This window comes from Actinokineospora sp. PR83, assembly GCF_021056305.1.
Taxonomy (GTDB): domain Bacteria; phylum Actinomycetota; class Actinomycetes; order Mycobacteriales; family Pseudonocardiaceae; genus Actinokineospora; species Actinokineospora spheciospongiae.
The window spans coordinates 36,991-50,098 of record NZ_JAJCXD010000005.1 but is presented as its reverse complement, the minus strand read 5'-3'; the positions used below and the strand labels follow the sequence as shown (position 1 = coordinate 50,098).

Annotated in this window: 5 protein-coding genes; 2 read left to right on the top strand and 3 right to left on the bottom strand. The window is 75.4% G+C overall.

The genetic code is table 11. The features are described from left to right. Positions 1–44: 44 nt before the first annotated feature. Entirely contained in the window at positions 45–1,115 is a 1,071-nt protein-coding gene (locus L6E12_RS01425; RefSeq protein ID WP_236226032.1) for a ketoacyl-ACP synthase III family protein, read from the top strand. After that, on the top strand, positions 1,115–6,241 hold the full coding sequence (locus tag L6E12_RS01420) for a type I polyketide synthase (protein WP_236226031.1): 5,127 nt from the start codon (positions 1,115–1,117) through the stop codon (positions 6,239–6,241). The genes L6E12_RS01425 and L6E12_RS01420 overlap by 1 nt, the downstream gene beginning before the upstream one ends. A 123-nt stretch (positions 6,242–6,364) precedes the next feature. Here the strand turns inward: L6E12_RS01420 and L6E12_RS01415 are convergent, their stop codons facing one another. From L6E12_RS01415 to L6E12_RS01405, 3 genes are all read right to left on the bottom strand, one after another. Beyond that, positions 6,365–7,708 (bottom strand): FAD-dependent oxidoreductase, encoded by a 1,344-nt coding sequence (locus L6E12_RS01415; protein WP_236226030.1) that lies wholly within the window; start codon positions 7,706–7,708, stop codon positions 6,365–6,367. Continuing rightward, positions 7,705–7,992, bottom strand: a complete 288-nt coding sequence (locus L6E12_RS01410) for a phosphopantetheine-binding protein (protein ID WP_236226029.1) — start codon at positions 7,990–7,992, stop codon at positions 7,705–7,707. Before L6E12_RS01410 ends, L6E12_RS01415 begins: the two co-directional genes overlap by 4 nt. 86 nt (positions 7,993–8,078) lie before the next feature. Then, positions 8,079–13,058: a non-ribosomal peptide synthetase gene (locus L6E12_RS01405; protein ID WP_236226028.1), complete on the bottom strand. Its 4,980-nt coding sequence runs from the start codon at positions 13,056–13,058 to the stop codon at positions 8,079–8,081. Positions 13,059–13,108 lie beyond the last annotated feature (50 nt).

Below are 13,108 nucleotides of genomic sequence, written 5' to 3'. Positions count from 1 at the left end.
CGGCGCCCGTACCCCGACCGGACCTGCAGGAGGAGACGAGAGCCGTGCGCACAGCGGGGACCTACATCCAGGGGCTCGGCGCCGTCGTGCCCGAACCCGTGCCCATCGCCGAGGCGGTCCGCGCCGGGCGCTACCCGGCCGAGGAGGTGGAGTTGCACGAGCTCGGCGGCGCTGCCGTGGCCGGTGACGTGCCCGCCGCGGACTTGGCGCTGGCGGCCGCGCAGGAGGCCTTCAAGCGCGCGGGCCACCCGCCGGACGGCCTCGACCTGCTGCTCTACGCCTCGTCCTGGCACCAGGGACCGGACGGTTGGCAGCCGCAGTACCACCTGCAGCGCCACCTGGTCGGCGGTGACGTGCTGGCGCTGGAGCTGCGCCAGGGCTGCAATGGCGTGCTCGGCGGGCTGGAGCTGGCCGCGGGTTACCTGCGCGGCCGCACTGCCGACGGCCGCGCCCACCACGCGCTGGTCGTCGGCGCGGACAACTTCGGCACGCCGATGATCGACCGCTGGCGGATGGGCCCCGGCTACGTCGCGGGCGACGGCGCCTGTGCGGTGCTGCTGGGTACCGAGCCCGCCTTCGCCGAGCTGCTGGCCGCCGGGTCGCTCGCGGTCCCCGAGGCCGAGGGCATGCACCGGGGCGACGAGCCGCTGTTCCCGCCCGGCCCGACCATCGGCAGGCCGCTGGACTTCGCCGGGCGCAACGCCGCCTACCGCCGCCGGGCCCTCGAGGAGGGCACCGGCACGGCCGCGCTGGTCGGCATCCACCAGCGCTCGTTGCAGGTCGTGGAGCGCACCCTCGACGAAGCCGGGGTGGCGCTGGCCGACATCACCAGGGTCGCGTACATGAACTACTCCAAGGAGATCGTGGAGCAGCGGTGCCTGGCGCCGCTCGGCCTGCCGCTCTCGGCGTCCACCTGGGACTTCGGGCGGATGCTGGGGCACCTGGGGACCAGCGACCAGGTCGTCTCGTTCGACCACCTGCTTATCACCGGGGAGCTGCGCCCTGGCGACCACTTCCTCATGCTGGGCGTCGGTCCCGGTGTCACGCTCTCCGCGGCGGTGGTGCGCGTGCACGCACCGGCGCCGTGGACATCCGGAGCGGGGGTGGACCGCTGATGGCCGAGCACAGCACACCCCGGAACACCGCAGCCGGGAACACAGCACCAGGGGACACCACACCCGAGCCGGTCGCGATCGTCGGCCTCGGGTGCCGGTTCGCGGGTGGCGCGGACAGCCCCGCGCTGTTCTGGGATCTGCTCGCCGAGGGGCGCGACGGCATCGGCGACCTGCCAGAGGGCCGCTGGGACGACTACCGCGACCGCGGCCCCGACCACGCCCGCGCCCTGCGCCGGGCCACCGCCCGGGGCGGTTTCCTCGCCGACGTCGCCGGGTTCGACCCGGCCTTCTTCGGGCTCAGCCCGCGCGAAGCCGAGCTGATGGACCCGCAGCAGCGGCTGCTGCTCGAGCTGACCTGGGAGGCGCTGGAGGACGCGGGCATCCCGCCGGACTCGCTGGCGGGCGGGGACACCGGTGTGTTCGTCGGCATCGGCTCCGACGACTACGGCAGGCGGATGCTGGAGGACCTGCCCACCATCGAGGCGTGGACCGGCATCGGCGCCGCGCTGTGCGCCTCGGCCAACCGCGTCTCGCACGCGCTGGACCTGCGTGGCCCGAGCCTGGCGGTCGACACAGCGTGCTCGGCGTCGCTGGTCGCCGCGCACCTGGCATGCCAGGCGCTGCGTGCTCGGGAGTGCGGCTTGGCCGTCGTCGGCGGGGTCAACCTGGTCTTGGCCCCCGGCCTCACGCTCACCCTCGACGCCGCGGGCGCGACCGCTCCGGACGGGCGGTGCAAGCCGTTCGACGCCGAGGCCGACGGCTACGGCCGCGGCGAGGGCGGTGGTGTCCTGGTGCTCAAGCTGCTCGCCGATGCCCGCCGCGACGGCGATCCGGTGGTCGCGGTCATCCGGGGCAGTGCGGTCAGCCAGGACGGCCGCACCAACGGGATCATGGCGCCCAACGGGCAGGCCCAGCGCGACCTCGTCGCCCTGACCTGCGCCAGGGCCGGGGTCGACCCGGTCACGGTCGACTACGTCGAGGCGCACGGCACCGGAACCCGGCTGGGCGACCCGCTGGAGGCGGGTGCGCTCGGCGCGGTCTACGGGACAGGCAGGCCCGGGGACCGCCCGTGCCTGATCGGTTCGGTGAAGGGGTCGATCGGACACCTGGAGGCGGGCGCGGGCGTGGCCAGCCTGATCAAGGCGGCGCTCGCCGTCCGGCACGGCGAGATCCCGGCGAGCCTCGGCTTCAGCAGCCCCAACCCGGCGATCGACTGGGCAGGGTCGGGGCTGCGGGTCTCCACCGCGCACCAGCCGTGGCCGTCGTCGGACGGACCGCGCCGCGCAGGCGTCTCCGGGTTCGGCTACGGCGGCACCATCGGGCACGTGTTGCTCGAGCAGGCGCCCGACGACCTGGGCGGACCCGCCGGGGAGCGCGGCGGCGCGACCGTGTTCCCGCTGTCCGCGCACACTCCCTCCGCCCTGCGCGACCGGGCGGGCGCGCTGGCCGACCTGCTCGCCGGGGCCCGGGCGCCCGACGCGGCGGATGTGGCGCACACGCTCGCGCTGCGCCGGACCCACCTCGCCCACCGCGCGGCTGTGGTCGCCGCCGACCGCGACGAACTGGTCGCCGGGCTGCGGTCGGTCGCTGACGGGCAACCCGGCCCCGCGCTGCGCACCGGGGAGGCGTCGGCCGACCGCGCGGCACCGGTGTGGGTGTTCTCCGGGCACGGGTCGCAGTGGGCCGGGATGGGCCGGGAACTCCTGGCCACCGACCCGGCCTTCGCCGCCGCGATCGAGGAGTTGGAACCGGTGTTCCTCGAGGAGATCGGCTTCTCTCCCGCCCGGGTGCTGCTCGAGGCGGACTTCTCCACCGTGGACCGGGTGCAGACGATGATCTTCGCCGTGCAGGTCGGGCTCGCCGCGAGCTGGCGGGCGGCGGGGGTGCGCCCGGCCGCCGTGATGGGCCACTCGGTCGGCGAGGTCGCCGCCGCCGTCGCCGCCGGGGTACTCAGCCCCGCAGACGGCGCCCGGCTCATCTGCCGCCGCTCGGTGCTGCTGCGCCGGGTCGCGGGCGCCGGGGCCATGACGATGGTGGACCTGCCCTTCGCCGAGGCCGAAGCCCGGCTGGCGGGGCGGGCCGACGTCGTCACCGCGATCTGGGCGGCGCCGTCGTCCACCGTCATCTCGGGCACGCCGGAGGGCGTCGAGGACCTCGGCGGGCGCTGGCGCGCCGAGGGCTTGGACGTGCGGCGGGTGTCCTCCGACGTCGCCTTCCACAGCCCGCAGATGGACGGCCTGCTCGACGACCTGCGCGCCGCCGTGTCGGACCTGCGGTTCCACCCGCAGACCGTCCCCGTCTACAGCACCGCGCTCGTGGACCCGCGCGCTCCCCGGATCGACGCGGACTACTGGGCCGCCAACCTGCGCGAGCCCGTGCGGCTGGCCCCGGCGGTCGCCGCTGCCGCCGAGGACGGGCACCGGCTGTTCATCGAGGTGTCCGCGCACCCGGTCCTGCTCCACTCGGTGCGCGAGACCCTTGCGGACGCGGATCTCGCGCGGGAGTCGGTGGTGGTGCCGACGCTGCGGCGCGACACCCCCCAGCGCGCGGCGTTCCTCGACGCCGTCGCCGCCGTGCACTGCGCGGGCGGCGAGGTCGACTGGTCCGCGCTGACCGGCGGTGGTCGGCTCACCGCGCTGCCCGCCCTGCCCTGGCAGCGCACCCCGCATTGGCACCGGTTCAGCACCCCGGCCGGGGCCGACGGTGGCCACGACGTGGATTCCCACACCCTGCTGGGGCAATTGGTCCCGGTGTCCGGCCGCGGTGCGCGTCTGTGGCGGACCGCGCTCGACGACGCTTCCCGGCCTTATCCCGGCAGCCACAGCGTGCACGGCACCGAGATCGTGCCCGCCGCGGTGCTGATCACCTCGCTGGTGGCCGCCGCCGACGGCGGCGACCTCGCCGACGTGGTCCTGCGGCTCCCACTGACCACGGCCGAGCACCGGGAGGTCCAGCTCGTCCGCGACGGCGCGGCGCTGCACCTCGCGTCGCGGCTGCCCGCGGACGACGAGTGGGCCGTGCACACCACCGCCACCGCTCGCGCGGCCGTGCCCACCGGCCCGGTCGCTCCTGCCGCGCTCGTCCGCGCCGATCCGGCTCGGGTGCGCGAGCACCTGACCGCGGTCGGTGTGCCGGACATGGCGTTCGACTGGACCGTGAACGCGCTCGCGCTGGGGGAGTGGGCGGTGGATGCCACCATCACCCCCGACCCGGCCACCCCGGGATGGGCCGCGCTGCTCGACGCGGCTCTGTCCGTCGCCCCGCTCGCCCACCCCGGGGAGCCGGAGCTGCGCGTGGTGTCCGGTGTGGACTCGGTGGCGCTGCGCGGCGGAGCACCGGCCACGGCGGCGGTCCGCGTCCGGCGCTCGACCGCGCCGGACGCCGTCGACGTCCTCGTCGGCGAATCGGACGGGCCGCACGCGGTGCTCGTGGGCCTGCGCTACGCCGGGGTGGGGACGGGGCGGGCCCGTGCGGAGGAGTTGGTGCACGAGGTGGTGTGGCGGGAACTGCCCGCCCCCGAGGCGCCCGCGCGGCCGGTGGTGCTCGTCGCGGACGAGCCGGATGGGCGAATCGCCACGCTGGCCGATGCCCTTTCCGCCGCGGGTGCCGAGGTCGGTGTCCGCCCGGTCAGCGCCCTCACCTCCGTCGGACCGGGGACCGATGTCGTCGTACCCGCGTTCGGGGACGCCGACGCGCCCGCGAGCGCGGCACGCGCGGCCGACCTGTACGTCCGCGCAGCCCAGGCGTTGGTCGGCCGCGCGGACAGCCCTCGGCTGTGGGCGGCGACCACGGGTGTGCGCGACGCCGACGGTGTCGACGGCCTGACCGGTGCGCCGCTGTGGGGCATCGGCCGCGTCCTGGCCACCGAGCATGAGGAACTGCATGGCGGTGTGGTCGACCTCCCCGCCGGACCGGACGAGTCCGCGGCGGGTCTGCTCGCCGCGCTGCGCACCGGACCGGGGGCGGAGGTGCTCTCGGTGCGCGGCGGGGTCGTGTCCGCGTCGCGGCTGGCCAGGGTGCGACCCGGTGGTGGCGACGTGCTGCGCTGCCGCCAGGAGGGGACGTACCTGATCACCGGCGGTCTGGGGGTGCTCGGCCTGGCCGTGGCCCGCAGGCTGGCCGAGCGCGGCGCCCGCAGGCTCGTACTCGTCGGCAGGCGCGGTGTGCCCGCGCGGGCCGCCTGGGGCGACCCGGCGCACGCCGACGACCCGCGCATCGCCGCCATCACCGGGTTGGAGGCGCGCGGTGTCACCGTGAAGGTCGTCGCCGTCGACATCGCGGACGCGGCGGCGGCGCGGGCCGCGCTCGACCCGGCCGCCCTGGACCTCCCGCCGGTCACCGGGGTCGTGCACGCCGCCGGGGTTCTCGACAACCGGCTGCTGCGTGGTGTCGACGGGGAGTCGCTGCGGTCGGTGCTGCGCCCCAAGGCGGACGGCGCCTGGGTGCTGCACGGCCTCTACCCGCCGGGCTCGCTCGACTTCCTCGTGCTGTTCTCCTCCTGCGGCCACCTGCTCGGCATGCCGGGCCAGGTCGCCTACGGCGCGGCCAATGCCTTCCTCGACGCCCTCGCCGCGCACCGACCGGACACCACCAGCCTGGCCTGGACGTCCTGGCGCGGCCTCGGTATGGCCGCCAACGCCGTGGTCGACCGCGAACTCGCCGCCCGGGGGGTCACCGGCATCAGCCCTGACGAGGCGTTCGCCGCGTGGGACCTCGCCGCCAAGACCGGCCCCGGCCGCTACCCGGTGCTCCGCGTGGTCCCCGGCGCGACGACCGCCCTCCCGGTGCTCGCCGGGATCGCCGCGAGCCCCGCCCAGCCCGACCCCACCCCCGCGGCCGACTTGGCCGCGCTGTCCGGGGACGAACTCCACGCCCACCTGGTCTCGGAGGTGACCGAACAGATCGCGGGCGAGATGCGCCTGCCCGCCGCCGCGCTCGACGCCCACCGCTCGCTGTCGTTGCAGGGCCTCGACTCGGTCATGACGATCGTGGTCCGCAAACGCCTCGAACGTGCCTTCGCCCGCCCCATCCCGCCCACGCTCCTCTGGCACCAGCCCACGGTCGTCGCCATCGCCGACCACCTGGTGGCGGTCCTCGGTGACCCCGGGGCCCGGCGGGCGGTCTGACGGCACCGCGACAACACCCGCCCACATCCTCTGCGGACGTGGGCGGGTGTTTTCGCCCGCTGTGGCTTTGTCCCGCACGACGGAGGGCCCGCCCCGAGTGGGGCGGGCCCTCCGTGGGCGTGGCTACAACGTCGGGGCGGGGACCTTCAGGGTGCCGAGGTACGGGTGCCACAGGTGGTCGGGGTTCTCCTCCACCGCCCGCACCACCTCCCGCATCGCGGTCAGGGCCTTGGGTTCCTCGCCGTCGTACACGTCGCCCTGGAGCATCTTGAGGACGTCCACGCGGTAGCGCGGGTCCTGCACGAAAGCGGTGAACAGGACGTTCAGGCGGTAGTAGATGGAGATGAACTCGTACCAGTAGCGGACCGCCGACCGCAGCTTGTCCTCGTAGGTGGCGAACCGCTCGCGGCCGTAGCCCGCTCCCGCGCGGTGGGCGGCGATGATGTCCTGGCTGGCGATGCGGGCGCTGTTGAGCGCGACGCTGACACCGCTGGAGAAGATCGGGTCGACGAAGCGGGCCGCGTCGCCGACGAGGATGAAGCGGTCGCCGCAGATCTCCTCCATGGCGTAGCTGTAATCGCCCTCGACCTTGAACGGTCGTACCCGCTCGGTGGCGTGCAGCGCCTCGGCCAGCGCCGGGTGGCTGGACACGAACTCCCAGAAGAACGCCTCCCGGTCCTTGTTCGCCTCGGTGAACCGCTTCTTCTGCGTCACCACGCCCACGCTGGTGATGGTGTCGGTGATCGGGATCTGCCACACCCACGTGTCCTTGATGGGCAGGAAGTGCACGAAGATGTGGTCCACCTCCTCGGCGCTGTTCGCCAGCGCCGCGCGGTCGAGCCCCTTGACCCACGTGTGCACCGCGTACTGGTCGAACACCGGGTCCGGGACCTTGATCCGCAGCTGCCTGCCGAGCAGGGTTTGCCTGCCGGAGGCGTCCACCACCAGACCGGCGGTGAACGGCACGGTCCGGTCGCCGATCCGGCAGGACACGGTGACCCGCTCGGGGTCGTCGAAGTCCACCGACAGCACCCGCACGCCGGTGAACACCGCCGCACCCTGTTCCTCGGAGTGCTTGAGCAGCAACGCGTCGAACTGACCCCGGTCGACGTGGTAGGTGTAGTCGCGGTCCACGCCGGGCTGGTCGCGCTCGACGAACTGGATGTCGGCGGTCCAGCCGTGGCTGAGCCCGCTGTAGCCCAGGTGCGGGATGTCCCGCGACTCCGCGGAGGTCCAGGACGCGCCGTACTTGCGCGGGAAACCCGCCGCGTCCACCTTGTCCAAGGCGCCGATCTCCAGCAGCACCGGGGTGGTGGCGGGAACGAGAGACTCCCCGACGTGCTCGCGCGGGAAGGTCTCGCTCTCGAACACCGCGACGCGCAGGCCCGCGCGCGCCAGGTAGGACGCGGTCGTGGACCCCGCGGGCCCGCCGCCGATCACCACGACGTCGTAGTCGGTGCCGCTCACCGGTCCTCCTCCACCGAGCGCAGCACCGCGGCGATCGACTCGACGTCGCGGAAGTTCCGCGCGTCCATCAGTGCCAGCGGTACGGCGACGCCGAGAGCGTCGCGGATGTAGGTCAGCAGCACCGCCACCCGCAGCGAGTCGAGGATGCCTGACTCGATGAGCGGGGTGGTGCTCGTCAGCTGGTCGTGCTCGTCCTCGGGGACGAACTCCGCCCGGACGAACCCGACGAGTTCGGCGACGAACCGGTCGGGTCGCACGCGGGTGTCGGCTGGGGCGTCGGGCATCGTGGTTGTCTCCTCCTGGTGCCGTGCCACCGCTGTGGCGCGGCGGCCTCGGGGTTGGTGTTGCCGGGGTGCGGACCGCGGGGTGCTCACGGGCCGGACTCCGCGCGGGCGGACTCGGCCAGCAGCTCCTCGGGGGTCATCCGGTCCAGTTCGGCGCGCAGTTCCCGCTCCACGAGCGCGGCCAGCTCGGCCACCGTGGGGCCCTCGAACACCGCGCGGATGGGCAGGTCGACGTCGAACGCGGACTGGATCGCGGCGATCAGCCGGATGGCCAGGATCGAGTCGCCGCCCGAGGAGAAGAAGTGGGTGTGCGCGCCGACGCGGCGCTTGAGCAGCTCGCCGAAGACCTCCGCCACCCGCTCCTGCACCGGTCCCCTCGGCGCGGTGGCCTCGGCCGGGGTGTCCACACCGGTCCACGGCAACGCGGCCCTGTCGACCTTTCCATTGGCGGTCAACGGGATCGCGATCAGCGCGAGCAGCGCGTCGGGCACCATGTGCTCGGGCAGCAGCCCGGCCAGGTGCGCGCGCAGCCGGGTCGTCGGGTCGTCGCCGGGGTCGACCGGGACGAAGTAGCCGACCAGGCGGGGACCCGCGCCGTCGTCGCGGGCCACCACGACCGCCTCGGCCACCGCCGGGTGCGCGGCCAGCGCGGCGCGCACCTCCCCGGGTTCGACCCGGTGGCCGCGGATCTTGACCTGGTCGTCGGTGCGGCCGAGGAACTCCACCGCCCCGTCCGCGCGCCGCCGCACCAGGTCGCCGGTGCGGTAGGCCCGGGAACCGGGCGGGCCGGACGGGTCGGGCACGAACCGCGCCGCGGTCAACCCCGGCCTGCCGACGTAACCCCGGGCCACGCCGACACCGCCGACGACCAGCTCACCGGGCACGTCGACGCCCTGCGGGTCGAGCCCCGGCCCGAGCACCCGCGCGGACACCCCGGGCAGCGGGTGGCCGATGGGCACCGGCCGGTCGTCCCAGGCCGGGTCGACCTCGAACGCCGTGGCTCCCACGGTGGTCTCCGTCGGCCCGTACTCGTTGAGCAGCCCGCCCGGCCCCAGCAGGCGGGCCCAGCGCCGCGCCGTCTCCGGCGGCAGCACCTCGCCCGCCACGACGACGGTGCGCGCGAGGGCGGCGAGCCGCTCGTCCGGCAGCCGCGCCCCGAGCACCTCCAGGTGCCCCGGGGTGAGCTTGAGGAAGCTGTGCGGGGCGGTGTCGGCCAGCCGCTCGCCCAGCTCGGCCAGGTCGAGCCGCTCGGGAAGCACCCGCACCGGCCTGCCCGAGACCAGCGGCGCCCACAGGTTGGGCACCACCAGGTCGAAGGCCACCGAGGAGAACAGCGCGCCGCCGCCGGGGCCCGGCGCGACCAGCCGGTCGGCGGCCCAGCGGACGTGGTTGGCCAGCCCGCCCCTGGTGACCGCGACGCCCTTGGGGCGGCCGGTCGACCCGGAGGTCTGGATGACGTAGGCGAGCAGCTCCGGGTCACTCACCCGGTCCGGTCGGTCGGCGGGCATCGCGGCCAGCGAGATGCGGTCGGAGTGCCCGTCCACGAGGACCTGGGCGAGGTCGGTGCCGTCCAGCGCGGCGGCGAGCGCGCGCTGGGTCACCGCGTGCCGCACCCCGCAGTCGGCGCACGCGGACGCGACCCTGGCGGGCGGCGCAGCGGGGTCGAGCGGCAGGTAGGCCGCCCCCGCCTTCCCCACCGCCAGCAGGGTGACCAGGAGGTCTTGGCCCCGGTCGAGCAGGACGGCCACGACGTCGTCGGTGCCGACCCCGAGCCCGCGCAGCAGATGTGCCAGCCGGTTGGCCCGTGCGTCGAGTTCGGCGTAGCTGAGCGCACCCTGGTCGGTGAGCACGGCCGGGGCGTCCGGGGTGACCGCCGCCTGCCGCTCCACCGCGTCGACCACGCTGTCCCCGACAGCCGGGCCGGGGGTGGTGGCCGAGGCGTCGAGCGCGCGCAGCTCCTCGACGTCGGCGAGGGGGAGGGCGTCGAGCGCGGTTCCCGGGTCCGCCGCCGCCGCGGTGAGCAGCGTGGCGAGGTGGGCGCCGAACCGCTCGATCGTGCTGTGGTCGAACAGCGCGGTGGCGTACTCGAGCACGCCGAGAACCGAGCCGTTCGGCTGGACCCTGGCGTAGAGGGTCAGGTCCGTCTTGGCGATCCGCGAGGCCGCGAGCAGGGCGGCCAAGTCCTCCGGCGCGGCGGGCCCACCGGTCAGGCGCTCGTCGTGCAGGTCGAAGGCGACCTGGTAGAGCGGGGTGCGGGACAGGTCGCGCTGCGGGGCCAGTTCCGCCACCAGCCGCTCGAACGGCAGCCGCTGGTGGGCGAACGCGTCGCGGCAGGTGTCGCCCACCGCGCGCACCGCGTCGGTGAACGCCAGGTCGCCGGAGAGCCGGGCCCGCAGTACGAGGTTGTTGAGGAAGAAGCCGACCACGCCCTCCAGCTCGCGCCGCTCCCGGTTCGCGACCGGGGTGCCGACCACGACGTCCCACTGACCGGTGTGCCGGGCGAGCGCTGTGCTGTACCCGGCGAGCAGCGCGCCGAAGAGGGTGGTCCCGGTCCGGGCCGCCAGCTCGCCCAGCGCGGTCGCGGTCCGCGCGGACAGGGTGAACGTGGCCACCGCGCCGCGCGCGTCCCGCGCCCGCTGCCTTGGCCGGTCGGCGCGCAGCTCCATCGGCACCGCGCCTGCCAGGGTCGACCGCCAGTGCGCCAGCTCGACGTCGAGCACCTCCTGGGTGAGCCGCGCCGCCTCCCACGAGGCGAAGTCGGGGTACTGCACGGGAAGCTCCGGCAGGTCCGGCTCGCGGCCCGCGCCCAGCGCGGCCACCACCTCGACGAACTCTCGCTCCAACACCGCGGCCGACCAGCCGTCGCACACGATGTGGTGCATCAGCAGCACCAGCGACTGCCTGGCACCGCCCCGGGACCGCACCAGCAGCGCCCGCACCGGCTGGCCCGCTTCGAGGTCGAAGCCGCGCCCGGCCTCCCGGTCGACCACCTCGCCGAGGGTTCCCTCGGCGGCGACCACCCGCAGCAGCTCGACTGGACGGGCGGGTTCCACCAGCTGCACCGGCTCGCCGGACTCGGCGGTGAACCGGGTGCGCAGCGCCTCGTGCCTGCGCACCAGCAGGTCGAGCGCGCGCTGCACCACGGCGGCGTCGAGGTCGTCGGCCACCGGGAGGAAGTGCCCGGACACCCACTCGCGGGGGGTGGGGCTGATCCGGTCGAGCAGCCACAGCCTGCGCTGGCCCGCCGACACCGGCACGGCGTGCCCGCGCCGGACCGGGCGGATCGGCTCGGCCGCCTGCCGCTCGGCGGTGACCAGCTCGGCCTGCGCGCCCGCGGTCGTCGCGCGCAGCAGCGCCGCCAGGTCCACCTCGGCGCCGGTGGCCGCGCGCAGGCGGTTCGCCAACTGGGTCAGCTGCAACGAGGAGCCGCCGAGGGCGAAGAAGTCGTCCTCGGCGCGCACGTCCGCCACCCCCAGCAAGTCGCGCCACAGGCCGGTGACGAGGGTGACCGCGCCGGGGGACGCCGTCGTGGCGCCGGAACCGGGGTGGGGGAGGGCGGCGCGGTCGAGCTTGCCGCTCGCGGTGGTGGGCAGCGCCGCCAGCGCCACGAAGACCGCGGGGACGTGGCTGCGCGGCAGCCGGTCGGCCAGGAAGTCGCGCAGGTCCCCGGGCACCGCGCCGCCCCGGGTGCGCAGGTGCGCGGCCAATCGGGTGCTGCCGCCCGCCTCGGCGGTGTAGGGCGTGACGGCGGCCTCCAGCACCTCGGGGTGCGCGATCAGCGCGGCCTCGACCTCGCCCGGTTCGATCCGCACACCGTCCACCTTGACCTGGTGGTCGGCCCGGCCCAGGTACTCCAGTGCCCCGTCGGCGCGTAGTCGGGCCAGGTCGCCGGTGCGGTAGAGCCTGGACCCGGGGGGGCCGGTCGGGTCCGGGGCGAACCGCTGCGCGGTCAGGGCGGGGTCGCCCAGGTACCCGTCGGCCAGGCCCACCCCCGCCGCGCACAGCTCACCCTCGGTGCCCGGGGGTACCGGCAGCCCGTCCGCGTCCGCGACCAGCGCGCGCATGCCGCTGATCGAGGTGCCGATGGGGATCGGTCCGGTGCGCTGCGCCGGGTCCACCGGCTGCGCGGTCACGTCGATCGAGCACTCCGTGGGGCCGTAGGTGTTCCACACCCGTACGTCCCCGCCCGCGGGTTCGACCGCGTCGAGGAAGCGCTGCACCAGGTCGGCGTGCAGCGCCTCGCCCGCGCTGAACAACAGCCGCAGCGCTGTGCACGCCGCCCACCCCGGCTCGACGACGAGGGCCCGCAGCACCGACGGCACCACCTGGAGCACGGTGACCGAGTGCCGTGCGACCGCGGCGACCAGCGCGGCCGGGTCGCGCTCGGCGCCGGGGGCGGCCAGCACGACCGCGCCACCGGACACCAGCGGCGCGAACACCTCCCAGCCCGCGGCGTCGAAGGTCAGCGCGGTCTTCTGGAGCACCCGGTCCGCCGGTCCCAGGCCGTGCTCACGGACGGTCCACCCCACGCGGTTGGCCAGTCCGGCGTGGCTGAGCACGACCGCCTTGGGCGCCGAGGTGGAGCCGGAGGTGTGCAACACGCACGCGGTGTCCACAGGGGACACGGTCGGGAGGGGGCCCGCGCTGCCGGGCAGGTCGGACCAGGCCGTGGGGTCGAGTACGACCGGTCGCGCCGCACCGGTTCCGAAGGCGGGCGCGTGCGCCGCGTCGGTCAGCACCACGACCGCACCGGTCGCGTGGAGGATCGCCGCGTGCCGCGCCCCCGGGTCGTCGGGACCCAGCGGGACGTAGGCCGCCCCCGTCCGCCACACCGCCAGCAGCGCTGGGACCAGGTTCAGGCAGCGCGGCAGGCAGACCGCGACCAGCCTGCCCGGTCCCGCGCCGAGCGCGCGCAGATGCCTGGCCAGCGCGTCCGCCCGCCGGCCCAGCTCGGCGTAGTCCAGTTCGCCGCCCTCGTCGTCGAGGACGGCGACGGCGAGTGGGGTGCGGGCCGCGGTCGCGGCGACCAGCTCGAGGATCGGTGTTCGGTCGGGCGGATGTGTCATGCTCTCTCCCCGTCGGACTCCCGCCGTCGCCCAGCGGGGTGCGGCCGCGC

Coding starts and splice junctions, on each gene's coding strand:
- L6E12_RS01420 (WP_236226031.1), top strand. CDS start 1,115: ATGGCCGAGCACAGCACACCCCGGAACACCGCAGCCGGGAACACAGCA.
- L6E12_RS01410 (WP_236226029.1), bottom strand. CDS start 7,992: ATGCCCGACGCCCCAGCCGACACCCGCGTGCGACCCGACCGGTTCGTC.
- L6E12_RS01405 (WP_236226028.1), bottom strand. CDS start 13,058: ATGACACATCCGCCCGACCGAACACCGATCCTCGAGCTGGTCGCCGCG.